The sequence below is a fragment of the Nesterenkonia massiliensis genome (assembly GCF_000455245.1).
Lineage (GTDB): Bacteria > Actinomycetota > Actinomycetes > Actinomycetales > Micrococcaceae > Nesterenkonia > Nesterenkonia rhizosphaerae.
In genome coordinates, this window is record NZ_HG005167.1 from 82,815 (window position 1) to 107,093 (window position 24,279).

At 62.4% G+C, this 24,279-nt stretch carries 19 protein-coding genes; 11 read left to right on the forward strand and 8 right to left on the reverse strand.

Annotated features, from left to right (window positions below; translation table 11 throughout):
- Window positions 1-118 precede the first annotated feature (118 nt).
- The 6 genes from uvrB to TX78_RS05970 form a co-directional block, all read right to left on the reverse strand.
- Entirely contained in the window at window positions 119-2,260 is a 2,142-nt protein-coding gene (uvrB, locus tag TX78_RS05945; protein WP_044494624.1) for an excinuclease ABC subunit UvrB, read from the reverse strand.
- Window positions 2,261-2,269: 9 nt separating this feature from the next.
- Window positions 2,270-2,884, reverse strand: coding sequence for a dephospho-CoA kinase (gene coaE, locus TX78_RS05950; RefSeq protein WP_324603310.1), 615 nt, complete (start codon window positions 2,882-2,884; stop codon window positions 2,270-2,272).
- 3 nt (window positions 2,885-2,887) lie between these two features.
- Window positions 2,888-4,222: an alpha/beta fold hydrolase gene (locus tag TX78_RS05955; protein WP_044494939.1), complete on the reverse strand. Its 1,335-nt coding sequence runs from the start codon at window positions 4,220-4,222 to the stop codon at window positions 2,888-2,890.
- Between the two features lie 10 nt (window positions 4,223-4,232).
- Complete coding sequence (locus TX78_RS05960) at window positions 4,233-6,848, reverse strand: DEAD/DEAH box helicase (protein ID WP_407635381.1); 2,616 nt, start codon at window positions 6,846-6,848, stop codon at window positions 4,233-4,235.
- A gap of 40 nt (window positions 6,849-6,888) precedes the next feature.
- Window positions 6,889-7,557 (reverse strand): MBL fold metallo-hydrolase, encoded by a 669-nt coding sequence (locus tag TX78_RS05965; RefSeq protein WP_044494941.1) that lies wholly within the window; start codon window positions 7,555-7,557, stop codon window positions 6,889-6,891.
- 71 nt (window positions 7,558-7,628) lie between these two features.
- The gene (locus TX78_RS05970) at window positions 7,629-8,375 is read right to left on the reverse strand and encodes an HAD hydrolase-like protein (RefSeq protein ID WP_044494628.1); all 747 of its coding nucleotides are present in this window, start codon (window positions 8,373-8,375) and stop codon (window positions 7,629-7,631) included.
- A gap of 184 nt (window positions 8,376-8,559) precedes the next feature.
- On the opposite strand from TX78_RS05970, the gene uvrA reads away from it, so the two are divergent.
- The 11 genes from uvrA (at window position 8,560) to secG (ending at window position 21,853) form a co-directional block, all read left to right on the forward strand.
- Window positions 8,560-11,541, forward strand: coding sequence for an excinuclease ABC subunit UvrA (gene uvrA, locus TX78_RS05975; protein WP_044494942.1), 2,982 nt, complete (start codon window positions 8,560-8,562; stop codon window positions 11,539-11,541).
- A gap of 74 nt (window positions 11,542-11,615) precedes the next feature.
- The gene (locus TX78_RS05980) at window positions 11,616-12,293 is read left to right on the forward strand and encodes a lysophospholipid acyltransferase family protein (RefSeq protein ID WP_044494945.1); all 678 of its coding nucleotides are present in this window, start codon (window positions 11,616-11,618) and stop codon (window positions 12,291-12,293) included.
- Between the two features lie 5 nt (window positions 12,294-12,298).
- Window positions 12,299-14,266, forward strand: coding sequence for an excinuclease ABC subunit UvrC (gene uvrC, locus TX78_RS05985; protein WP_044494630.1), 1,968 nt, complete (start codon window positions 12,299-12,301; stop codon window positions 14,264-14,266).
- 55 nt (window positions 14,267-14,321) lie between these two features.
- Complete coding sequence (gene rapZ, locus TX78_RS05990) at window positions 14,322-15,215, forward strand: RNase adapter RapZ (RefSeq protein ID WP_101750625.1); 894 nt, start codon at window positions 14,322-14,324, stop codon at window positions 15,213-15,215.
- Complete coding sequence (locus TX78_RS05995) at window positions 15,215-16,237, forward strand: gluconeogenesis factor YvcK family protein (protein ID WP_049897552.1); 1,023 nt, start codon at window positions 15,215-15,217, stop codon at window positions 16,235-16,237. Before rapZ ends, TX78_RS05995 begins: the two co-directional genes overlap by 1 nt.
- A gap of 81 nt (window positions 16,238-16,318) precedes the next feature.
- Complete coding sequence (gene whiA, locus TX78_RS06000; protein WP_044494632.1) at window positions 16,319-17,296, forward strand: DNA-binding protein WhiA; 978 nt, start codon at window positions 16,319-16,321, stop codon at window positions 17,294-17,296.
- Between the two features lie 129 nt (window positions 17,297-17,425).
- On the forward strand, window positions 17,426-18,055 hold the full coding sequence (locus TX78_RS06005) for a superoxide dismutase (RefSeq protein WP_044494634.1): 630 nt from the start codon (window positions 17,426-17,428) through the stop codon (window positions 18,053-18,055).
- Between the two features lie 208 nt (window positions 18,056-18,263).
- Complete coding sequence (gene gap, locus TX78_RS06010) at window positions 18,264-19,274, forward strand: type I glyceraldehyde-3-phosphate dehydrogenase (protein WP_044494636.1); 1,011 nt, start codon at window positions 18,264-18,266, stop codon at window positions 19,272-19,274.
- A gap of 139 nt (window positions 19,275-19,413) precedes the next feature.
- Complete coding sequence (locus TX78_RS06015) at window positions 19,414-20,646, forward strand: phosphoglycerate kinase (RefSeq protein ID WP_044494638.1); 1,233 nt, start codon at window positions 19,414-19,416, stop codon at window positions 20,644-20,646.
- Window positions 20,647-20,708: 62 nt separating this feature from the next.
- Window positions 20,709-21,521: a triose-phosphate isomerase gene (gene tpiA, locus TX78_RS06020; protein WP_044494639.1), complete on the forward strand. Its 813-nt coding sequence runs from the start codon at window positions 20,709-20,711 to the stop codon at window positions 21,519-21,521.
- An 80-nt stretch (window positions 21,522-21,601) separates the two neighbouring features.
- Window positions 21,602-21,853: a preprotein translocase subunit SecG gene (secG, locus tag TX78_RS06025; protein WP_044494641.1), complete on the forward strand. Its 252-nt coding sequence runs from the start codon at window positions 21,602-21,604 to the stop codon at window positions 21,851-21,853.
- Window positions 21,854-21,925: 72 nt separating this feature from the next.
- On the opposite strand, the gene pgl is transcribed toward secG, so the two are convergent.
- The gene (gene pgl, locus TX78_RS06030; protein WP_044494643.1) at window positions 21,926-22,747 is read right to left on the reverse strand and encodes a 6-phosphogluconolactonase; all 822 of its coding nucleotides are present in this window, start codon (window positions 22,745-22,747) and stop codon (window positions 21,926-21,928) included.
- Between the two features lie 12 nt (window positions 22,748-22,759).
- On the reverse strand, window positions 22,760-24,229 hold the full coding sequence (zwf, locus tag TX78_RS06035) for a glucose-6-phosphate dehydrogenase (protein WP_222704263.1): 1,470 nt from the start codon (window positions 24,227-24,229) through the stop codon (window positions 22,760-22,762).
- Between the last annotated feature and the right edge of the window lie 50 nt (window positions 24,230-24,279).

Here is a 24,279-nt window from a genome sequence, read left to right on the forward strand (position 1 = left end):
CGTATTCGCTTTTATGCAGTCCATGGGCCTGCTCAACGATCACGCCTGGGACTGCTTCACCAGGCCCCAGGTCGATCAGGCCCGCGCCCAGTTCATCCGCCCAAGCGCCAGCAGCTGATTACTCGGCGGCTTTGATCTGCCGCAGCTCCTTCTTCAGGTCTCCGATTTCATCACGCAGCCGGGCGGCCAGTTCGAAGTTCAGCTCTTCAGCCGCATTGTGCATCTGCTGGGTCAACTGGGTGATCAGATCTGCCAGATCCGTGGCTGGAGTCTTTGCAGCCACGGAGGTCTGTGCGGTGGCCTCGGCAGCGGCACCGGCGGCGCCGTCGTCCTCCTGCTGGAAGGCGGTGAAGCCGCGATGCCCCTTGCCGTAGGTGAATCCTGTGGCCAGACCGCCCATGCCCTGCAGGAGATCCGCGGTATCGGCATCCTCGCGCGCCAGCTGGTCGGTGATATCGGCAATACGCTTCTGCAGCGGCCGAGGATCAATCCCGTGCTCCTTGTTATAGGCCACCTGGATTTCGCGACGACGCTCGGTCTCATCAATAGCCCGACGCATGGAGTCGGTGATCTTATCGGCATACATATGCACCTGTCCTGAGACATTTCGGGCAGCACGGCCGATGGTCTGGACCAATGAGGTCGTGGAACGCAGGAAGCCTTCCTTATCCGCGTCCAGGATGGCCACCAGTGAGACCTCAGGCAGATCGAGTCCCTCACGCAGCAGGTTGATGCCGACGACGACGTCGTAGGTCCCCTTGCGCAGTTCACGCAGGATCTCGATTCGTTTGAGGGTGTCCACATCCGAGTGCAGGTATTCCACCTTCACCCGGTGCTCCAGCAGGTATTCGGTGAGGTCTTCTGCCATCCGCTTGGTCAGGGTTGTCACCAGGACCCGCTCATTGCGTTCGGTGCGAGCACGGATTTCACCGAGCAGGTCATCGATCTGACCCTTCGTGGGCTTGACCACGATCTCCGGGTCCACCAGGCCGGTGGGACGGATGATCTGCTCCACCACGCCGTCGGCCTGTCCCAGCTCATAGCTGCCCGGAGTAGCCGAGAGGTACACGGTCTGACCGATGCGATCTAAGAACTCATCCCATTTCAGCGGCCGGTTATCCATAGCCGAGGGCAGCCGGAAGCCGTGCTCGACCAGCGTGCGTTTACGGGACATATCGCCCTCGTACATGCCGCCGATCTGCGGGATGGTCACATGGGACTCATCGACGATCAGCAGAAAATCGTCAGGGAAGTAGTCCAGCAGACAGTGCGGCGCGGAGCCGCGCGGGCGTCCGTCGATATGCAGCGAATAGTTCTCGATGCCGTTGCAGAAGCCCATCTGCTGCATCATCTCGAGGTCGTAGGTGGTGCGCATGCGCAGCCGCTGGGCCTCCAGGAGCTTGTTCTGCGATTCCAGCTCAGCCAGCCGCTGCTGCAGTTCATCCTCGATGCTGGTGATGGCTTTGGCCATCCGATCATCACCGGCCACATAGTGGCTGGCGGGGAAGATGTACATTTCCTCTTCCTCGCGCACCACGGTGCCGGTGAGCGGATGAAGGGTATAGATCGCCTCGATCTCATCGCCGAAGAACTCGATGCGCACTGCGAGCTCCTCGTACATCGGGATGATCTCCACGGTGTCACCGCGGACCCGGAACGTCCCGCGGTGGAAGTCAGTGTCATTGCGCACGTACTGCATGCCCACGAACCGGCGCAGCAGCTGGTCCCGCTCGATAGTGTCCCCGCGTTTGAGCGGCACCATCTGCTTGATGTACTCCTCCGGGGTGCCCAGACCGTAGATACAGGAGACGGTGGCCACCACGATGACGTCGCGGCGGGTCAGCAGCGCATTGGTGGCGGAGTGCCGCAGCCGCTCCACCTCGTCATTGACCGAGGAGTCCTTCTCAATGAAGGTATCGGTCTGCGGGACGTAGGCCTCGGGCTGGTAGTAGTCGTAATAAGAAACGAAGTACTCCACCGCGTTGTTCGGCAGCAGCTCTCGGAACTCGTTGGCCAGCTGAGCTGCCAGGGTCTTGTTCTGCACCATGACCAGCGTCGGGCGCTGCAGACGCTCAATCAGCCAGGCGGCGGTGGCGGACTTACCTGTGCCGGTGGCGCCCATGAGCACCACGTCCTTCTCGCCACCCTGGACACGGGTCGCGAGCTCCTCGATGGCTTTGGGCTGATCACCGGAGGGCTGGTACGGGCTCTCCACCTTGAACGGAGCAACGGTCCGCGAGATCTTCGGCGCAAGAGACATAACACCAGGCTACTGTGTGGCCCTGACACGTTCGCTGAGGTTCACCATCAGCTCATCAACCTTCTGCTGCAGCTGCGCCAGGCTGCCGTCGTTGATGAGCACCACATCGGCTGCTGCGGCGCGCTCAGCATCGGTGGCTTGCGCGCGGATCCTCGCTTCGGCATCATCCTGGCTCATCCCGCGGTTGTGCACCATCCGTCGTACACGCTCTGAGTGCGGGGCCTGAACCACCACGACGACGTCGAACCGATCCTGCTGCCCGGTCTCCACCAGCAGCGGGATGTCCTCCACCACGATGCTGCCGGCAGGGGCTGCTTCGCGCAGCGCCGCGGCAGCAGCACGCACACGCGGATGGACGATGGCATTGAGGCGGGCGCGGGCATCGTCATCGGCAAAGACCACTCGGCCCAGTGCGGCCCGGTCCAGTCCACCCTCAGTAGTCAGAACCTGCTCACCGAAGGCGGCCACCACCTCATCAAGACCCTCGGTGCCAGGTTCCAGTACCTGCCGGGCCAGCAGATCCGCGTCAATGATGAGGGCACCATGTTCTGCCATTCGCGCCGACACAGCAGACTTTCCCGAGGCAATGCCGCCGGTCAGGCCAACCGAGAGTATTCCGGCCACAGGTCAGTGCTCCGTGCGGTGGAGCAGCTCGCGCAGGATCATCGGGCCGTCGTCGTTGAGCCCGTCATGGTGGAACTCATCGGTCTCCCATACGGAGAGATTGGCCACCCGCGCTGCGGTTTCCAGCGAGAGCTCCCGAGCGACATACACATCGTCGGTGTACACCGCCGCTGCGGCCGGCACCTGATTCCGGCCCAGCTGTTCCAGATCGTAGAGCGGATCCCAATCGCTGATCTGCGCCAGCGCGTTGGCGGTCTCATACAGCGGCGCCAGGACTGGGTCCTGCTGCACGTGCTCACGGAAGATCATCTCCCCGGTCAGCAGCGGAGACTCAGCGTCGGCGGCGAAGGCCGGGAACTGCTCAAGGACCCGTTCGGCAGACCAATTGGTGGGGGTTTCTCCAGGAAGACCGTAGATCGATTCGTGCAGCACCGCATACATGGGGGATGCGGCGAAGGAGGCCTGCTGCCCGACGGAGGCAAGGAAGGTGTCGGACAGCGTCGGCTGGGCGCCGTCGGCCCCAGTGGTGAAGGCTTCTTCGAGGACATAGTGCAGAGAGTCCACACGGGTATTGCCGCCGAGGAGCATGCCCAGCATCTGGAGTCTGGGGATGGTCAACTCCGAGCCATCGAGCAGCCGCACCGGAGCACCGGCGCTCTTCTGCTTACGCACATAGCTGATGATCTCATCAAGGCGCTGCCGGTCCTCCGGGAAGCGCGCAAAATACTCGGCATTCCTAGCGGCCATCAGCCGGTAGGTGTGCTGGTAGACCCGATCAGCGTGCCCGGTCACTGGTGCTAGACCGCCGGTGATCATCACCCGGTCCAGATGCTCAGGCGCAAAGGACAGATAGCTCAGCGCGCAGAACCCGCCGTAACTCTGCCCCAGCACGCTCCAGGAGTTCACCCCGAGGTGCTCGCGTAATGCCTCGGCGTCTTTGACGATGCTGTCTGCCCTGAAATGGCGGAGATAAGCTACCTGCTCTGCCACAGCGCCTCGAGCAGTGAGACTGTGACGGTTCAGCGCGGAGGACAGCCCAGTGCCGCGCTGGTCCAGCATGATGATGCGGAAGTCCTTGGCCGCCTCAGCCATCCAGCCGGAAAGCCGGGCCGGCCGATTGCCCTTACCACCTGGGCCACCCTGCAGGAAGAGCAGTACGGGCAGCGCAGAGACGTGCAGCTCGCCCTTGGCTTGAGCCTCGGCGCCGATGAACTCCCGGGCGTAGACGGTGATGCGTTCACTGCCGTTGCGCTCAGCGGGGGCGCTACCGTCCAGTGGCACCTCGAGACGGTGGTCGATGATCCGGGTACCGTCGAGCAGCAGGCGAGTCTCGTTCATGGGCTCCAGCTTAAGCAGTTCTGAGCTCGCCGACATGGTAGACCCGTACGACAGCTGCCTCGGCCTCATCGGAGGCAGCCAAGTCCACCCAGGCATGAATGCCCTGATCGTGGTTGCCCTGGTCATCATCAAGGACCTGCACGGCATGCCAGAACCCGGGGCGCCCGGCGGGCTGGCGGTCTAGCCTGAAAAGTGCCGCGCTTCGGGACTTGGCGTCGGTGTACACATCCTCGTATTCGTCGAAGAACGCATCAAGCGCCTGCCCCCAGCGATCCGGCTCCGCCCATTCGGTCTGCGGCGCTCGTGCACCCTCCCGAGGCAGGAACTCTGCGTGTTCTCGCTCCAGTGCCGCCAACGCCTCGTCCTTCTCCTGGGCAAAGAGCTCAGCTCGGCGGAACATCGCATTGCGCACCAGCACAGTGAAAGCCCTGACATTGGCGGAGAACCCGGCGGGCTCGGAAGCCTGCTCCAGCTGACGGCGTTCTACCTCGGCCAGCTTCTCAGGATCATCACTGGCAGCCAAGCGCTCCCACTCTTCAAGCAACGAAGAGTCGGTCTGGGCGATCACTTCACCCAACCAAGCGATCAGGTCCTCCAGCTCCTCAGTCACCTTCGAGGTGGGCACCGTCTGACGCAAGGTGCGGTAGGCGTCGGAGAGATAGCGCAGCAGCACTCCCTCGCTGCGCGCCAGACCATAGAAGTTCACGGCATCCACGAAGGTGAAGGCCCGTTCGATCATATCGCGGACCACCGACTTGGGCTCCAGCACATGATCGGCCACCCAGGGCGCGGAGGAGCGGTACACCTCGAACTGCTGCTCGAGCAGCTCCGCCAGCGGTCGCGGGTGAGTCAGCTCATCCAAGATCCGCATCCGTTCGGTGTAGTCCACACCCTCGGCCTTGAGCTCAGCAATCTTCTCGCCCTTGAGCTTCTTCACCTGTGCGCCGGTCACCTGATAGGGGGTGTCCAGAATGGACTCGATGACGCTGATGACATCCAGCGCATAAGTTTCTGATTCGGGATCCAGCAGCTCTAAGGCGGCCACCGCAAAAGGAGCCAGCGGCTGATTCAGCGCAAAGTCATCTTGTAAGTCCAGGGTCAGATCAACGGTGCGCCCGTCCTCATCCGGTTCCTCCAGCCGTTCCAGCACCCCGGCGGCCAGCAGCTCACGCAAAATCTGCAGAGCGCGCCGTTGCAGCTGCGCCTGCCGGGCCCGGGACTCGTCCGAGGCCGTGATCAGTCGACGCATCGCCATAATCGGGTTCTCCGGCCGGTTCAGCAGATGCAGCACCATCGCATAGCTGACCTTCATCCGGGAGACCATCGGTTCCGGCTCAGCCTCGATGAGCCGCTGATAGGTCTTCTCGCTCCAGGAGACGAAACCCTCCGGCGGCTTCTTCTTCGGCTTAGACTTCATCGCCTGAGCAACCTTGGCCGCGTCGTCGCCGTGTTTGGCCTGTGCCTTCTTCAGCGCAAGCTCATTCTCGATCACATGCTCCGGGGCCTGTACCACCACTGTGCCGGAGGTATCGAAGCCGGCCCGACCGGCCCGTCCGGCGATCTGGTGGAACTCCCGAGCGTTGAGCTGACGGACCCGCTCGCCGTCGTATTTGCTCAAGCCCGTCAGCAGCACTGTGCGGATCGGCACATTGATGCCCACCCCGAGAGTGTCAGTTCCAGAGATGACCTTCAGCAGCCCCTCCTGAGCCAGCTGCTCCACCAACCGTCGGTATTTGGGCAGCATGCCGGCATGGTGGACACCCACCCCCGACTTCAGCAGTCGGCTCAGTGTTTTGCCGTAGCCCTTGGCGAAGCGGAAGCGTTCCAGGCGTTGGTTCAGAGTCTCGCGCTCAGCCTTGGAGAGCAGGTTCAGACTCATCAGTCCGGCAGCACTTTCGGCAGCCTCTCGCTGGGAGAAATGCACTACGTACACCGGGGCCTGGTGCGTTGCGGCAAGTTCCTCCAGCTTCTCGGTCAGCGGTGCGGTGGAGTACTCATAGCTCAGCGGCACCGGACGCACCGCGGAGGAGACCACGACGACGTCGCTTCCGGTCCGCTGGGCAATCCGCTGCTCAAAGCGGGTGGTGTCACCCAGGGTGGCCGACATCAGCAGGAACTGAGCCTGCGGCAGTTCGATCAGCGGCACCTGCCAGGCCCAACCGCGGTGCGGGTCAGCATAGAAGTGGAACTCGTCCATGACGACCGGACCCACGTTGGCCTCTTCGCCATCGCGCAGGGCCTCATTGGCCAGGATCTCGGCAGTGCAGCAGATGATCGGAGCGGAGGCGTTGACTGCGGAGTCCCCGGTGACCATGCCGACGTTCTCGGCGCCGAAGACTTCTACCAGGGAGAAGAACTTCTCCGAGACCAGTGCTTTGATGGGCGCGGTGTAGACGCTGCGTTGCCCCCGGGAAAGCGCGAAGAAATGGGCGGCCAGCGCCACCATGGATTTGCCGGAGCCGGTGGGCGTGGCCATGATGACATGCTCGCCATCAGCCAGCTCCAGGATGGCATCCTCCTGGGCGGGGTAGAGCGTCAGGCCGCGGTCGGTGACCCAGGAGTTGAAGGCTTCGAAGAGTTCCTCCGGGCTCGGGGGCTGCCCGGGGTTTTCAGGGGATGAGGTCAGTTTCTGCAGAAGCGGGCGGGGGCTCACTGTAGGGGAGTCCTTACCAGCCACGTTCCCGCCATTCGGCCAGTTTCGGCCTTTCCTCGCCCAGCGTGGTGGGTTCCCCGTGGCCCGGGTGGATGATGGTGTCGTCGTCATATTCGGCGAAGAGACGCGTCTCGACGTCGTCCAGCAGGGTAGTGAAGTCCTCGGAGCTCCAGGTCTTGCCTACGCCTCCGGGAAAGAGGGAGTCGCCGGTGAAGATATGGGTGGGCCCATCCTCCACCGGATAGACAAACGCCACTGAGCCGGGGGTGTGTCCGCGCAGGTGGATGACATCGAGACTGATTCCGTCGTACTGGACAGTGTCTGCGTGCTGCAGGCGATGGCTGATGCTGACACTCTTCTGCTCTTCAATGGCTGCGGCGTCATCGGCTCCAGCGGCAAGTTCAACCCCAGGGTTCTCGGCCAGCTCCGGCAGGGCCCGAATATGATCCCAGTGCTGATGGGTGGTCAGCACAGCACGAAGGTTTAGAGCGCAGGGGGTGTCGGCGGCAGCGGCGCAGAGCAGCTCGCTGATGGCCGCGGCGTCGTCGGCTGCGTCGATCAGCACCTGTACCCCTGACTTCTTGGAGGTGAGCAGATAAACGTTATTGCTCATTTCTGACACCGCGATACGACGAACAGTGATGGCGGGCAGATCGTAGATCAGGGAACTAACCGAGGGCATGCGCCACAGTCTATGGCGTGCCCGGAAGTCAGCGCCATGCGTGAGCTGCACCAGTATCTTCTGCTGGCCGGTCAGGCCAGGGCAGAACGCAACGACGACGACAGTCCCAACAGCTGCTGCAGCAGATCCGCTAACTGGGCAGCATCGGCGGCAAGGTGGTCAGCCCCGGCCGCTTCGAGTTCACCCTCGGGCGCGTAGCCCCAGGTCACCCCGATGCAGCGCAGCCCGTGAGCATGGGCACCGGCGACGTCGAAGATCCGGTCGCCCACCATCACGACTCGGTCCCGGCGCTGGTGCTCATCGACACCATCTGCACCTACTGCACTCAGTGCAGCGGCCACGATCTCCGTCTTACCGGAGTGCGGGACTGTTTCATCGGGATGCGAACCGTGGACCGAATCGATCAGCCCCGCCAACCCTTGGACCTCCAAGAGCCGGTGCGCCAGGGGCTCCGGCTTGGACGTGGCCACTGCTCGGGCTACGCCGAACTCGCCAAGAGTCTGCAGCAGTTCTCTGATTCCGGGGTAGACCTTGCTCGCAGCCATACCAGAGTTCAGGTAGCTGCTGCGGTAATGGTCCATGATGCTTGCCACGTTTTCCTGAGTGACTCCCGGCAGCGCCTTCAGCGACGTGAGCAGCGGAGGGCCCACCATCGAGTCGAGCACCTGTTGGCTGGGCACGGGTACACGGTGGGCCGCCAGCGCGGCCGCAATGCCTCCGGTGATGGCTCCAGCCGGGTCCACCAGGGTGCCATCGAGGTCAAAGATCACGCTGCTGGCGAAGCCGGTGGATACGGAGGGGGCGCTGGAGAGGGGCATGGGCACATTCTCCCACCGCCAGCTGCGGCGTCATGACGCGGACCCGGCCGCTTCGCGGGCGACTTGGCAGCGAAGCACTGAGCGAATCGAACACTTGTTCGAATCGGGTTGCGGCCTTAGACTTGTGCGCGTGTCTGACACCACTACCGCAGTGATCGAGTCCGTTGATGACTACTACCGCGCCCTGTCCTCGCCTGCCCCAGAGCACGGGGCCAACGGCACTGCGGCTTCTGCAAGTGCTGCGTCCCAAGGGGCAGTGGGCCGAGCCGAAGCCGACCGGATCGTGGTCCAGGGGGCTCGGGAGCACAATCTGAAGAACGTGGCGCTGGAGCTGCCTCGCAATGCGTTCATCGTCTTTACCGGCCTCTCCGGCTCGGGTAAGTCCTCACTGGCTTTCGACACGATCTTTGCGGAGGGCCAGCGCCGCTATGTTGAGTCGCTCTCGGCCTATGCCCGCCAGTTCCTGGGCCGCGTGGACAAGCCGGATATCGACTTCATCGAAGGTCTCTCACCGGCGGTGTCCATTGACCAGAAGTCAACGTCCCGGAACCCGCGCTCCACTGTAGGTACTGTCACCGAGATTCAGGATTACCTGCGCCTGCTGTGGGCCCGCATCGGTGTGCCGCACTGTCCAGAGTGCGGTGAGCGGATTGAGCGCCAGACTCCACAGCAGATCGTGGACCAGATCCTGGCATTACCGGAGAAGACCCGCTTTCAGGTGCTGGCTCCTGTGGTGCGCGGGCGCAAGGGCGAGTTCAAGGACCTCTTCCGCGAACTGGCCAGTCAGGGCTTCGCGCGTGCGGTGGTCGATGGTGAGCTGATTCAGCTCAATGAGCCCCCGACACTGGAGAAGCAGTACAAGCACACCATCGATGTGGTGATTGACCGTCTGGTGATCCGTGAAGGCATGCGCCAGCGCCTGACCGACTCCATCGAGACCGCCCTGAAGCAGGCCGAAGGCCGAGTGGTCATCGATATGGTGGATCTGGATGAGGATGGCAGCCCCACCGACCCCAGCCGTGTCCCTGAGGAGCTGAGCGGGCCCAAGTACCGCAGCTTCAGCGAAAATCTCGCCTGCCCCAATGAGCACCCGCTGCCGATCGATGAGATCGAGCCACGTACTTTCTCCTTCAACTCTCCCTTCGGCGCCTGCGACGTCTGCTCCGGAATCGGTTCCCGGCTGGAAGTTGATGAGTCCCTGGTGGTTCCCGATGACTACCTGTCCCTAGAGGACGGCGCCATCGCCCCCTGGGCTGCAGGAAAGGGGACCAAAGAATACTGGCTGCGCGTGATGGAAGGCCTGGCCGATGAGCTGGACTTCTCGCTGCGCACCCCCTGGAAAGACCTTCCCAAGAAGGTGCAGAAAGCTCTGCTGCACGGACGCAACTACAAGGTCAAAGTGCAGTTCCGCAACCGGTGGGGCCGTGAACGGCGCTACACCACCGGCTTCGAAGGCGTGCTGACATACATCGAGCGTAAGCACGAAGAAGTGGAATCGGATAACGCCCGGGACCGCTACGAGCAGTACATGCGCCAGGTGCCTTGCCCGGCCTGTGATGGTCAGCGGCTGAACCCGGCAAGCCTGTCAGTGCTCGTCCAGGACAAGTCCATCGCTGATGTGGCCCGCTTGCCGCTGAATGAGTGCGCTGCGTTCTTCAACGGCCTCACCCTCTCAGCCCGCGATGCAAAAATCGCCGAGCAGGTCCTGAAGGAGATCCTTGCGCGGCTGAATTTCCTTCTCGACGTCGGGCTCAATTATCTGACCCTTGAACGCGCCGCCGGCACGCTCTCCGGCGGGGAGGCCCAGCGCATCCGTCTGGCCACTCAGATCGGTTCCGGACTGGTAGGGGTGCTCTATGTTCTCGATGAGCCCTCCATCGGACTGCACCAGCGCGACAACACCCGGCTGATCCAGACGCTGACCCGGCTGCGGGACCTGGGGAATACGCTCATCGTGGTCGAACACGATGAGGACACCATCGCAGAGGCTGACTGGATCGTGGACATCGGTCCCGGTGCCGGAGAACGTGGTGGTCAGATCGTTCATTCGGGGTCGGTCGAGGGGCTGCGCGCCAATGAGCGCTCAGTCACCGGCGACTACCTCTCGGGCCGGCGCAGTATCGCCGTGCCAGCCCAGCGCCGCCCGGTAGACCCGCAGCGGTCACTGCGAATCGTCGATGCCAGCGAGAACAACCTGCAGAACCTCACTGTGGACATCCCGCTTGGCATCTTCCTGGCGGTCACCGGAGTCTCCGGATCGGGTAAGTCAACCCTGATCAATGAGATCCTCTATAAGGCGCTGGCCAATAAGCTCAACAATGCTCGCCAGGTGCCCGGACGGCATCGGCGCATCGATGGCATCGAGGACCACCTGGACAAGATCATCCACGTGGACCAGAGCCCCATCGGACGCACTCCGCGATCGAATCCTGCCACCTATACCGGGGTCTTCGATCACATCCGTAAACTCTTTGCTGAGACTCAGGAAGCCAAGACACGCGGCTACCAGCCCGGGCGCTTCAGCTTCAATATCAAGGGCGGACGCTGCGAAGCCTGCTCAGGCGATGGCACGCTGAAGATTGAGATGAACTTCCTGCCGGATGTCTATGTGCCCTGCGAGGTATGCCACGGCGCTCGGTACAACCGGGAGACCCTGGAAGTCCACTACAAGGGAAAGAACATCGCCGAAGTTCTGGATATGCCTATTGAGGAGGCAGCGGAGTTCTTCTCCGCCTTCACGCCGATCGCACGTCACCTCAATACCCTGGTCGATGTCGGGCTGGGCTATGTACGTCTGGGCCAGTCGGCGACAACGCTCTCGGGCGGTGAGGCTCAGCGCGTGAAACTCGCATCTGAGCTGCAGCGGCGGTCCAATGGCCGTAGTATCTACGTCCTGGACGAGCCCACTACTGGTCTGCACTTCGAGGACATCCGGAAGCTGCTGCAGGTATTGCAGGGACTAGTGGACAAAGGCAATACGGTGCTGACCATCGAGCACAATCTTGATGTCATCAAGTCTGCGGACTGGCTGATCGATTTGGGCCCCGAAGGCGGCACTGGTGGCGGGCGCATCATCGCTGAGGGGACCCCTGAGGAGGTTGCTGCCCGTGCGGCGGAGACCGGTTCGCATACCGGAGCATTCCTCAAGCCGCTCCTGAAGGAGTGAATCGCGCTGACCAGGTCGAAGCAACTAGGATCTGCTCAGTGAGCCGAGAGATTGCAGACCACCCGGAAAAGCGGGTGGTCACCCATGATGCCATCCGCAAGAGCTTCGCTGGTGTGGTGAAGTTGACCTGCCGACCGACCATCACCGGGCTGGAGAAAGTGCCCAGTGAGGGCGGGTTCATCGTCGCAAGCAACCATCTCTCCTTTCTCGATTCGGTGTTGATTCAGGCGACTTTCCCTCGTCCGGTGAGCTTTTTCGCCAAAGCTGAATACTTCACACAGCCGGGGCTGCGTGGGAAAGCTATGAAGATCTTCTTCGAGTCGGTCGGCTCGGTACCTGTGGAGCGGCAGAAGCAATCAGCCTCGGTGGAGGCGCTCTACGAACTGGGCGACATCGCGCGCTCCGGCCACGGAGTCGGGATCTACCCAGAAGGAACTCGTAGCCGCGATGGACGTCTCTACCGCGGTAAGAACGGTGTCGGCTGGCTGGCATTGGCTACTGGTGTTCCGGTTGTTCCGGTCGGCCTCAAAGGGACCCAGCACCTTCAGGCTCCGGATAAGAACATGATCAAACCCCATCACTTCGAGATGCACGTGGGCCAGCCGCTGCATTTCGACAAGCTGGGGGAGAAGCACCCACTGCCGGTACGACGCGAGGCCACCAGCAGAATTATGGACGCCATCGCTGAGCTTTCCGGTCAGGAGCGGGCGGCCGGTTACAACGCCCCGCCTGCGGGGGCGGAAGCAGGCTGAGGCTCATGGCCGATCCCGCCTCATACCGACCGAAACCCGGTGAGATCCCCACCAACCCGGGCGTCTATCGTTTTATCGACCCGCATGGGCGAGTCGTCTATGTGGGCAAGGCGAAGAATCTCCGCGCCCGGCTGAACTCCTACTTCACGTCGGTCCACCAACTGCACCCGAAGACCTTCGCCATGGTGCACGCGGCCAGCAGCGTGGAATGGACGGTGGTGGGCTCAGAGCTGGAGGCCATTCAGCTCGAATACACCTGGATCAAGCAGCACACACCGCGCTTCAACATCATGTACCGGGACGATAAGTCCTACCCGTACCTGGCGGTGACCATGAATGAGAAATACCCCAGGGTGCAGGTCATGCGCGGAGACAAGAAACCCGGAGTGAAGTACTTCGGTCCCTTCCATCCGGCCAAAGCGATCCGCGAAACTGTGGACACCATGCTGCGGGTCTTCCCAGTCCGATCCTGCTCACCGGGTGTTTTCAGGCGCGCTGAAGCCTCAGGCCGACCCTGCCTGTTGGGATACATCGACAAATGCGCGGCCCCGTGCGTAGGCAATATCTCCGCCGAAGACCACCGGGAGCTGGCCCAAGAGTTTGTCGACGTCATGGCCGGTCGCCCCGGACCGCATATGCGCCGCATTGAGGCCAGGATGAAGGAGGCAGTTGCGGAGCTGCGCTTTGAGGACGCGGCCCGTCACCGGGATGATTTGGAAGCCCTGCGGCGGGTCTTCGAACGAAATGCCGTGGTGCTCTCGGAGGACACGGAGTCCGATATCTTCGCGTTCGCACAGGATGAGCTGGAGGCTTCCGCCCAGGTCTTCCATATCCGCCAAGGCCGCATCCGCGGCCAACGCGGCTGGATCTCCGAGAAGGTGGAAGAGATCGACGACGCCGGTCTGGTGGAGCAGCTGCTCCTTCAGGTGTACGGTTCCATCCCAGATACCGAACGCATCCCTCAGGAAATCCTGGTGCCAGCACTGCCGGAGAACTACCAGGAGCTCACCACCTGGCTCAGCCAGTTGCGCGGAGCCCGGGTGCGGATCCGGGTGCCGCAACGTGGAGACAAAGCAGCATTGCTGGGCACTGTTCAGGAGAACGCAGAGCAGGCGCTGACTCTTCACAAGGCCCGGCGCTCCAGTGACATCACTACTCGCTCCGCTGCGCTGCGTGAGCTGCAGGAGGCCTTGGATCTGGCTGAGCCGCTGATGCGGATCGAGTGCTTCGACATCTCTCACACCTCCGGGACCAATGTGGTGGCATCGATGGTGGTGCTCGAGGACGGTCTGCCCAAGAAGAAAGATTATCGACGGTTCTCCATCCGCGGCGAGGCCGCCCGTGATGACACCTCCGCGATGCGGGATGTCATTACACGGCGTTTCTCCCGCTATCTCAAGGAGCTCGAGCAGGCCACGGATCCCGTCCCCGAGGCCTCAGCTGAAGGCGGCACTGATACCGTCATTGAGAGCACCGTAGTGGACCGCGAATCGGCGAAGTTCGCCTACCCACCCAGCCTTGTCGTCGTCGACGGCGGCCAACCGCAGGTCAACGCAGCCCGCTCGGCTTTGGACGCCATCGGGCTGCCGGATATGCCCGTTGTCGGGCTAGCCAAGCGACTTGAGGAGGTGTGGCTGCCGGAGGACGATTTCCCCCTGGTGCTGCCCCGCAGCTCCGAGGCGCTGTATATGTTGCAGCGCATTCGTGATGAAGCCCACCGCTTCGCGATTGCCTACCACCGAAGCTCACGGTCCAAGCAGATGACGGCTTCTGCACTTGATGATGTACCAGGGCTGGGACCCAAGCGTCGCGCCGCCGTCGTCGCTCATTTCGGTTCCGTAGCGAATCTGCGGGCAGCTACCCCGGAGCAGGTAGCCGAAGTACCAGGAATCGGCCTGGACACTGCACGCAGCATTCTCGAGCACCTGACGAAGACCACAGACGAGGCCGGCGCAGGACCGGTAGAGTCGTAGTCAGACCGGCCGGCACCCGGCCACGATGATGCATGACGCCGAAACGGAGCACATGATGAGCGAGGACCTGACGCCGGTAAAGCCGCCCGAAAGCGAGCTGCTGATCATTACGGGCATGTCCGGAGCAGGCCGCACCACTGCAGCCCACGCGCTGGAGGATATGGGCTGGTATGTGGTCGAGGGACTCCCGCCCGGGCTTATTGCCACCATGATGGACCTGATCGCGCGGCACCCCGGATCCGTAGAGAAGCTAGCGGTGGTACTGGATGTCCGCAGCCGCGGACTCTACAGCACTATGCAGGAAGGTCTGGCGCAGATCGAGGCTTCCGGTATTCACTATCGGATGCTGTTCCTGGACGCCTCCGATGACCTGCTGGTCCGCCGCTTCGAGCAAGGACGCCGCCCGCACCCGCTCCAGGGGCAGGGACGCATCGTGGATGGCATCACCGCCGAGCGAAAGCTGCTGAAAGACGTCAAAGCCGAAGCGCAGATCGTACTGGACACCACCGACTTGAACGTCCATGGCCTGGCCAGCGCCATTAACGAACTCTTCAACGACAACGGGCCCATCACCCTGCGGCTGAACGTGATGAGTTTCGGCTTCAAATACGGAGTGCCGGCTGATGCCAATTTCCTCGCTGATGTGCGCTTTATCCCGAACCCGCACTGGGTGCCTGAACTGCGGCCGCTCACCGGTCAGGACGAGAAGGTGCGGGAATATGTGCTGGTCAATGAGGGCGCCGGTGAGTTCGTGGACCGCTACGTTGAAGCTCTGATGCCGGCGCTCGACGGCTACCGCCGAGAGAATAAGCACTATGCGACCCTGGCCGTTGGTTGCACCGGTGGCAAGCACCGTTCAGTGGCCATTAGCGAAGAGCTGGCCCGCCGCCTGGATCAGCTGCCCAATGTCACCGTGAACGTCGTTCACCGCGATCTGGGACGTGAATAGTGAGCCAGCCGTTCACCGGACCGCTGCCTACTATTGCTGCCCCGGTGGTCAGTCCGGGTCGCAGCTCACTACGTGTCCCAGCGCTCGGCGTAGGGCACGGGCTTAAAGCCACGCTCTCAGCCCTGCGGATCATCGCTGCTGAGCACTTGACCGCCATCTGCACGGTGGCCGACGACGGCGGCTCCTCTGGCAGGCTGCGCCAAGATATGGATGTGCTGCCTCCAGGAGACCTGCGCATGGCCCTGACTGCGCTGTGCGATGACACCGAATGGGGCCGCACGTGGGCCGAAGTGATGCAGCACCGCTTCAGCTCGCGGGACGGTGTCAGCGGGAGTCTGGACAACCACGCAATGGGCAATCTGCTCATCGTGGCACTGTGGGAGCTCCTTGGGGACCCGGTGGATGGTCTGCGTTGGGCGGGGGCGCTGCTGGGCGCCCGTGGTCAGGTGTTGCCTATGTCCCGGACCCCGCTGACCATGTCCGGCATCGTTGAACCCGTGCACTCCGACGGGGAACCAGTGCGGATCTACTCACAGGCTGAGCTGGCTCGGGCCGGACAGCTGGGCCGGCTTACCGATGTTCAGATCCACCCGGCGGAGGCCGAAGCCTGCACGGAGGCGGTGACCGCCATCGAGCTTTCGGACTGGGTCGTGTTCGGTCCAGGCTCGTGGTACACGTCGGTGCTGCCGCATCTGCTGCTGCATGACTTGCGCTCAGCCCTCTACGACACTGAAGCGCGACGCTGCGTGGTGATGAACCTCAAAGCTGACACCGATGAGACTTCCGGAATGACAGCAGCGGAACATCTGCAGGTACTTCACCACTACGCCCCTGAGCTGCATATCGACGCGATCATCGCGGACCCGCGCTCGATCAGCGACGCTGAGCGCGGAGCTTTTGAAGCAGCAGCTCAACAGCTTGGCGCAGAGATCACCTATGCCAAAGTGAAGCACTCTGAGCGCAGCGATGTCCACGACCCGCTGCGCCTGGCGATTGCCTTCAACGAGGTCTTCCACCAGTGATTTTCTCTCAGCTGCAGCAACGTCCAGTAGCATGGCCTTCCGCTGACAGCCCCGACCAGACCACGAGGAACTGAAAAAGATATGGCGCTGACCGAATCGGTCAAGGACGAACTCTCACGAGCCGAGGTCACCACCACCTCAGAGCGCAAGGCCGAGGTCTCCGCCATGCTCCGCTTCGCCGGAGGCCTGCACGTGATCTCCCGGCGCATCGTCATTGAGGCAGAGCTTGATCACGCCGCTACCGCTCGCAGGCTGCGCGCAGCCCTGCAGGAGGTCTACGGACATGGTTGCGAGATCATCGTTGTCTCCGGCAATGGCCTCAAGCGCGGTTCCCGCTATGTGGTGCGCGTCGTGCGCGAAGGCGAAGCTCTGGCCCGTCAGACCGGCTTGCTGGACGGGCGCGGACGACCGGTGCGGGGACTGCCCGCGGTGATCGTCAACGGCTCTGTGGCAGATGCCGTGGCAGCCTGGCGCGGGGCGTTCCTGGCTCACGGCTCACTGACCGAACCCGGGCGCTCCTGCTCCCTGGAGGTCACCTGCCCGGGTCCAGAGGCCGCTCTGGCGCTCGTCGGTGCCGCCCGTCGATTGGGTCTGACCGCCAAAGCCCGTGAAGTTCGTAATACGGACCGCGTAGTCATCCGTGACGCAGATGCGATCGCCCAGCTGCTGACCCGCATGGGCGCCCACCAGACGCTTCTGGTCTGGGAGGAGCGGCGCATGCGCAAGGAAGTGCGTGCCACGGCCAATCGACTGGCCAACTTCGACGACGCAAACTTGCGGCGTTCGGCGCAGGCTGCCGTGGCGGCCGGTGCGAGGGTTGAGCGTGCACTGGAGATTCTGGGCGAAGAGGTGCCTGAGCACCTCGAATATGCCGGCCGACTGCGCCTGCAGCATAAGCAAGCTTCCCTTGATGAGCTGGGCCGACTGGCCGAACCTCCCATGACCAAGGATGCGATAGCCGGTCGTATCAGGAGACTCCTCGCTATGGCGGATAAGCGCGCCGAAGAGCTGGGCATCCCAGATACCGAGGCCAGCGTCACCGAGGACATGGAGTACTGATTTCGTCCCTTGGTGAACATCCCATGTCATAGTCGGTAATCCCTTATGCCCAGCTGGTGTGCGCAATAGGATTGATGGCGAACGAGGCCACACGACCTCGAGGAAAATCCCCGTCACAAGGAGGAACACATGGCTGAGTACACCCTTCCTGAGCTTGACTACGACTACGGCGCCCTGGAGCCGCACATCTCCGGCCGCATCATGGAGCTTCATCACTCCAAGCACCACAACACCTATGTCGGCGGGGCAAATACCGCCCTGGAGAAGCTGGCCGAGGCCCGCGAGAAGGGCGACTACGCCACCACACCAAAGCTGCTGAAGGACCTGCAGTTCAATCTCGGTGGTCATACCAACCACTCCATCTTCTGGAAGAACCTGACCCCCAACGGCCAGGAACGTCCCGAAGGTGAGATCGCCGCGGCGATTGACGAGTACTTCGGCTCCTTCGACGCATTCCAGGCACAGTTCACCCAGGCCGCTCTGACCATCCAGGGCTCCGGCTGGGCCATCCTGGCCTACGAGCCGCTCGGTGGCAACCTGGTGATTGAGCAGTTCTACGATCAGCAGAACGGCATTCCGGTGGCAACTGTGCCGCTGCTGATGCTGGATATGTGGGAGCACGCCTTCTACCTGGATTACCAGAACGTCAAGCCTGACTACGTGAAGGCCTTCTGGAACATCGTGAACTGGGACGACGTTGCTGCTCGCTTCCAGGCGGCACGCGAGGGCGCTGCCAAGCTCATCACCCCCGGAGCCTGATTCCACCGGGATGAGCAGGCACCATCTGATGGTGCACGCCAGGTATCGTGCCCTGCCACAGGGGTATGAGATACTGGCACAAGAAAATTGAACACGTTCTGCAGACAACCTGAGAACAACGACGTTGTTGGGGGTCAGCGGTGCCGGACATCCGGCGCTCGCTGATCCCCAACGCGTTTCTGCGAGCCGGAAACGGAAGGAAAAACCCATGGCGACAAAGATCGCGATCAACGGCTTTGGACGAATCGGACGCAATGTGCTGCGCGTCCTGGTGGATCAGGGACAGGACCTTGAGCTCGTTGCCATCAACGACCTCACCGATCCGGCAGCTCTGGTGAACCTCACCAAATACGACTCAGTGCTTGGCCGCTTCCCTGCGCCGGTGTCCCTTGACGGTGACTACCTGGTGGTGGGCGAGCGCCGCATCAAGCTGCTCTCCGATCGTGACCCGGCCAACCTGCCCTGGGGCGAACTCGACGTGGATATCGTCATCGAGTCCACCGGTTTCTTCACGGACAAGGAGTCCGCAGGCAAGCACCTTCAGGCTGGCGCCAAGAAGGTGATCGTCTCGGCACCCGCCAAGGGCGTCGATGGGACCTTCGTCCTGGGCATCAACGAGGACACCTATGACCCGGAGAACCACACCGTCATCTCCAACGCGTCCTGCACCACCAACTGCCTGGCCCCGCTGGCGAAGGTGCTCAACGACGAATTCGGCATCGTCGAGGGTCTGATGACCACTATTCACGCCTACACCGGTGACCAGCGCCTGCACGATGCACCCCATAAGGACGCACGCCGTGCACGCGCTGCCGGCGTGAACATAGTCCCGACCTCCACCGGTGCAGCAGCAGCCATCGGCCTGGTGATTCCTGAGGTGGACGGCAAGCTCGACGGCTTCGCGGTACGCGTTCCCACCATCACCGGTTCGGGCACTGACCTGACCGTGACCGTGGATAAGGAAGGTGTCACAGTTGAGGAAGTCAACGCCGCCTTCAAGAAGGCTGCTGAGGGCTCGCTGAAGGGTGTGCTCGCCTACAACGAAGACCCGATCGTCTCCTCCGATATTGTGGGCGACCCTCACGCCAGCATCTTTGATGCGCCGCTGACCAAGGTCATCGGCAACACTGTGAAGGTCTTCTCATGGTACGACAACGAGTACGGCTACTCCTCCCGCCTGGTGGAGATGGTGGCCTACGTGGGCAAGAAGCTGGCCTAAGCGGCATTGCTCAACAGACTGGGGCCCCGGGAACACCTCCCCGGGGCTCCAGTCTGTCCTGAGCGGATTGATAGTCTGTAAAGCAGCAGGGGCCGGGAGACGGCCCTCGCGAAGCGATGAGAAGGGAAGCTCGCCTACGATGACAGCCACACTGGAGAACCTGCTCGCCGAGGGCGTCGAAGGACGTAAGATCTTGGTCCGCAGCGATCTGAATGTTCCGCTCAAGGACGGCAAAGTCACCGACGACGGTCGCATTCGTGCGTCGCTGCCGGTGCTGGAGAAGCTGGCTGCCGCAGGCGCACGCGTCATCGTCACCGCTCACCTGGGTCGTCCTAAAGGACAGCCCGATCCGCAGTACTCCCTTGCCCCTGTAGCAGCCCGAATGGCGGAGCTGACTAACGTGGCAGTGGCGCAGGCAGCCGACCTCACCGGTGATAGCGCCAAGGCCTCAGCCGCCGAACTTCAGAACGGCCAGATCCTGCTGCTGGAGAACGTTCGGTTTGATCCCCGGGAAACCTCCAAAGACGACGCCGATCGTGCAGAGCTGGCTGGCGAACTCGCCGCCCTCACCGCCGGCAACGGCGCCTTCGTCAATGATGCCTTCGGCGCAGTCCACCGCCGGCACGCCTCTGTTGCTGATATTGCAGAGAAGCTCCCCGCCTATCAGGGTGACCTCGTGGCTGCGGAGCTTGAAGTGCTGAAGACCCTCACCGAGAACCCCGCCCGCCCCTACACAGTGGTGCTTGGCGGCTCCAAGGTCTCCGACAAGATCGCAGTGATCGAGAACCTCATCCCCAAAGCCGACACAGTGATCATCGGCGGCGGCATGGTGTTCACCCTTGCCAAGGCCATTATGAAATATCCCATCGGCAAGTCCCTGGTGGAGAACGACCTGCTCGAGGATCCTTCTGTGACCGGGCTGATGGAGCTGGCTCAGAAGCACGGCACCACACTGATGTTCCCCACTGACATCGTGATGGCCTCAGAGTTCGCAGCCGATGCGGATCACGAAGTGCGTCCCGTGGAGGACCTCGAGAACGGCAGTTACGGCGCCGAAGCGATGGGCTTGGATATCGGACCCGCCTCAGCTGAAGCCTTCGCGGAGGAGATCCGCCGCTCCAAGACTGTCTTCTGGAATGGTCCGATGGGTGTCTTCGAGATGGAAGCCTTCTCCGGGGGCACTCGCGTGGTAGCCCAGGCACTGGCCGAGAGCGAAGCCTTCACCGTCGTCGGCGGTGGCGATTCAGCAGCTGCAGTACGGGCCCTGGGCTTCGACGAGAGCTCCTTCGGTCACATCTCCACCGGCGGCGGTGCGAGTCTCGAGTACTTGGAAGGCAAATCACTACCAGGAATCGAAGCACTGGGCGCCTGACCAGAGCGCCTGTCCATTCTGTGCCAGCGGCGCAGCCCAGACCATCAACGAAGAGGAACATCATGACTCTGCAGAAGAATGGCCAGTTTGTGCGCCGGCCGCTGATCGCCGGCAACTGGAAGATGAATATGGACCATATGCAGGCCATCGCCCTGGTCCAGAAGCTCGCCTGGACTCTGACCGACGCTGAGCACGACTACGAGCGCGTCCAGGTCTCAGTCTTCCCGCCCTATACCGATCTGCGCGGAGTGCAGACCCTGGTCGTCGGTGACAAGCTGTCGCTCGACTATGGGGCACAAGACCTCTCCGATCAGGATTCCGGGGCCTACACCGGAGATATCTCGGGAGCCTTCCTGCAGAAGCTGGGCTGCTCGCAGGTACTGATCGGACACTCTGAGCGTCGTGAGATCCACGGTGAAACTGATGAGCTGCTGAACCGCAAGCTGGCCGCTGCCCTGCGCTATGACCTTGCGCCGGTACTGTGCGTGGGCGAGGGTCTCCAGGTGCGCGAGGCTGGCCAGCACGTGGAGCACACCCTGGCCCAGCTGGAGGCAGCGCTGCAGGGTTTCAGCGCTGAGCAGCTGAGCGACCTTGTCGTCGCCTACGAACCGGTCTGGGCGATCGGCACCGGAAAGGTCGCCGGCCCGGAGGACGCTCAGGAGATGGCCCAGGCCATCCGAGCCAAGCTCGCAGGGCTCTTCAGCCAGGACTTTGCAGACACCATCCGCATCCTCTACGGGGGATCGGTCAAATCCGGGAACGTCGCCTCGATTCTTCAAGGGGCCGACGTCGACGGCGCCCTCGTCGGCGGAGCGTCTTTGGACGCTGAGGAGTTCGCTAAGATCGCCCAGTTCGAAAAGCACGTAGTGGGCTGAACCCAGTGTCCGCTCTGACGCGTTATCCTGGAGTCCGCGAATTATCGCGATGACTCTCTGACAGTCCACGAAAGGCCGCTGTGTCCGCTCTGACCGTTGCACTTCAGGTGCTTCTCGCCCTCATCAGCCTGCTGCTGATCTTGCTGATCCTGCTGCACAAGGGTCGCGGTGGCGGCATGTCTGACATGTTCGGCGGTGGTGTCACCAGCTCCCTGGGCTCCTCCGGCGTGGCAGAACGTAACCTGAACCGACTGACTGTGACCCTGGGTATTGTCTGGGGACTGATCATTGTGGCGCTGGGACTGCTGATTCAGTTCAATCTGGACTGGTAACTCAGCTGCTGCATAGCGAAGGAGGAGGCCTCCCTTGGGGAAGCCTCCTCCTTCGCTATGCTGTTGGTGCTTCTATGCGAGCCCGGCGGCTGCTGGCTGATCGATATGCCAGATCGTCTCGCTCGCCCCGCGCGCGTTCTTGGCCGGGATATCAGCAGTAGGTGTGCCGGGTTCGAACGCCAGGCGCACCGCTTCTGCTTTGTCCTCACCGGCCACCACCGTCCACACCCGCTGGGCGGTGTGAATGGCATCGAAGGTCATCGAGACGCGTTGCGGTGGCGGCTTGGGGGAGTCCTCTTCGCCCACAGTAGTCACCTCGGATACAGCCAGGCTGGATTTACCCGGGAACAGACTGTTGATATGACCATCTGGTCCCACGCCCAGCAGCATCACCGCGAAGACTGGCAGGCGGAGGACTTTCTGGCTGCCCGGGACAACTACGCCCTCCTCTGCCGAGAACGCTTGTAACTGCTGAGCGTAGATCTGCGCGGCTGCAGTGGGATTCGCAGCGTCCTCGGATGTGGGGGCAGCGTGAATATTCTCATCAGGGAGATCATGCTCGGCAACCAGAAAATCCAAGAGAGCACTGCGGGCCTGCTGATCGTTTCGTTCCGGATCATGGGCCGGCAGCAGCCGCTCATCTCCCCACCAGAAGTGCACAGCGGACCAGTCCAGCTGAGTTTCGGCATTCTCACGCAGCATCTCGGCCACAGCGCTGAGCGTACCGATACCAGCACCACCGCCGGTAAGGCTGACATGGGCACTGCTATCAGCTTCGATGGTCCTGCGCAGGACCTGAAGCAGCTTGCTGGCTACAGTTCCGGTCAGGGTGTCTTTATCGGCGAACACCTCACGCTGCGGCGCTGCGGTGTGCTCGTTGACTTCGATGTTCATCGGGTGCCTTTCTTAGGGGGTCCGCCAGCTGCGGCCATCACGGGCCATGAGCCGGTGTGCTGATTCCGGTCCCCAGGAACCTGGAGCGTAAGGCTCCGGCTGTTCTTCCAGTGCCTCCCAGCGCTCGATGAACGGATCCAGGATCTGCCAGGAGAGCTCCACCTCACGATGACGAGGAAACAGCGGCGGTTCGCCCAGCAGCACATCGAGGATGAGCCGTTCGTAGGCCTCCGGGCTCTCCTCCGTGAATGAGCGGCCATAGCTGAAGTCCATATCGACATCACGGACGTCCATCTGGGTCCCAGGAACCTTGGACGTCAGCCGTAGCGTGGCCCCTTCATCCGGCTGAATCCGGATGATCAGGGAGTTCTGACCGAAATGTTCTTCATCGGTGTCCGTAAACAGCAGATTAGGGGCACGTTTAAAGACCACTGCGATCTCTGTGACTCGTCGTCCCAGTCGTTTGCCGCTGCGCAGATAGAACGGTACCCCGTCCCAACGTCGGGTCTTGATCCCCAGCCGGAAAGCGGCGTAGGTCTCTGTTGTTGACCCTGGATCAAAGCCTTCCTCCTGCAGGAAGCCCACGACGTCTTCGCCGTTCTGCTGGCCCGCGGTGTACTGGCCCCGGGCGCTGGTCGCCTCGAGATCCTCTGGTACGACGACGGCCTCGAGGACTTTCTCCTTCTCACGCCGTAAGTGATCTGCGTCGAAGCTGATGGGTTCTTCCATGGCGGTGAGTGCCAGCAGCTGGAGCAGGTGGTTCTGAATGACGTCGCGCGCGGCGCCGACGCCATCGTAATAGCTGGCCCGCCCGCCGATGCCGATGTCCTCAGCCATGGTGATCTGCACATGATCCACGTGCTGGTTGTTCCAGAGTGGCTCGAAGAAGCGGTTGGCAAAACGCAGTGCCAGCAGGTTCTGGACCGTCTCCTTGCCCAGGTAGTGGTCGATGCGGAAGACCTCGTCCTGGGCAAAGACGGACTCTACTTCGCGGTTAAGCTCCTGAGCCGACTCCAGGTCATGACCGAAGGGCTTTTCGATAATGACCCGGGACCAGGGGTCCTCCGGAAGTTCAGAACGTCTGGCCAGCCCATGGGACGCCAGCTTCTGGCACACCATCTCGAAGGAGTTGGGCGGGATGGAGAGGTAGAAGGCGTGGTTCGACCCTGTGCCGCGCTCATCGGCCAGCTCTGCCAGCACAGCACCCAGCCGGGCATACGCCGTCTCGTCGTCGAATCCGGAGGCTGAGACAAAGCGCAGACCACCGGCGAGCCGGTCCCAGGTGTCCTGGTTGAACCCGGTTCGATTGCCGGCCTGGACGTGTTTCAGCATATCCGCGCAGAACTCTGCGTCGCTCCAGTCGCGGCGTCCGAATCCCACTAGGGAGAAACCCTCTGGCAGCCGACCGCGGTTGGCGAGGTCGTAGATCGCCGGCAGCAGCTTCTTACGGGCCAAATCGCCAGTCACGCCGAACATGACCATGGCGCAGGGCCCGGCCTGTCGTCCGTTCCGACGGCTCTCCGCTGTCGGCT

Bases quoted from the DNA above. Each gene is read 5' to 3' on its own strand.
- TX78_RS05955 (WP_044494939.1), bottom strand. From the start codon at position 4,222: ATGAACGAGACTCGCCTGCTGCTCGACGGTACCCGGATCATCGACCAC.
- TX78_RS05965 (WP_044494941.1), bottom strand. From the start codon at position 7,557: ATGCCCTCGGTTAGTTCCCTGATCTACGATCTGCCCGCCATCACTGTT.
- pgl (WP_044494643.1), bottom strand. From the start codon at position 22,747: ATGAACATCGAAGTCAACGAGCACACCGCAGCGCCGCAGCGTGAGGTG.
- TX78_RS06005 (WP_044494634.1), top strand. From the start codon at position 17,426: ATGGCTGAGTACACCCTTCCTGAGCTTGACTACGACTACGGCGCCCTG.
- zwf (WP_222704263.1), bottom strand. From the start codon at position 24,229: ATGGTCATGTTCGGCGTGACTGGCGATTTGGCCCGTAAGAAGCTGCTG.
- TX78_RS06015 (WP_044494638.1), top strand. From the start codon at position 19,414: ATGACAGCCACACTGGAGAACCTGCTCGCCGAGGGCGTCGAAGGACGT.
- uvrC (WP_044494630.1), top strand. From the start codon at position 12,299: ATGGCCGATCCCGCCTCATACCGACCGAAACCCGGTGAGATCCCCACC.
- uvrB (WP_044494624.1), bottom strand. From the start codon at position 2,260: ATGTCTCTTGCGCCGAAGATCTCGCGGACCGTTGCTCCGTTCAAGGTG.
- gap (WP_044494636.1), top strand. From the start codon at position 18,264: ATGGCGACAAAGATCGCGATCAACGGCTTTGGACGAATCGGACGCAAT.
- TX78_RS05970 (WP_044494628.1), bottom strand. From the start codon at position 8,375: ATGCCCCTCTCCAGCGCCCCCTCCGTATCCACCGGCTTCGCCAGCAGC.
- tpiA (WP_044494639.1), top strand. From the start codon at position 20,709: ATGACTCTGCAGAAGAATGGCCAGTTTGTGCGCCGGCCGCTGATCGCC.
- rapZ (WP_101750625.1), top strand. From the start codon at position 14,322: ATGAGCGAGGACCTGACGCCGGTAAAGCCGCCCGAAAGCGAGCTGCTG.
- whiA (WP_044494632.1), top strand. From the start codon at position 16,319: ATGGCGCTGACCGAATCGGTCAAGGACGAACTCTCACGAGCCGAGGTC.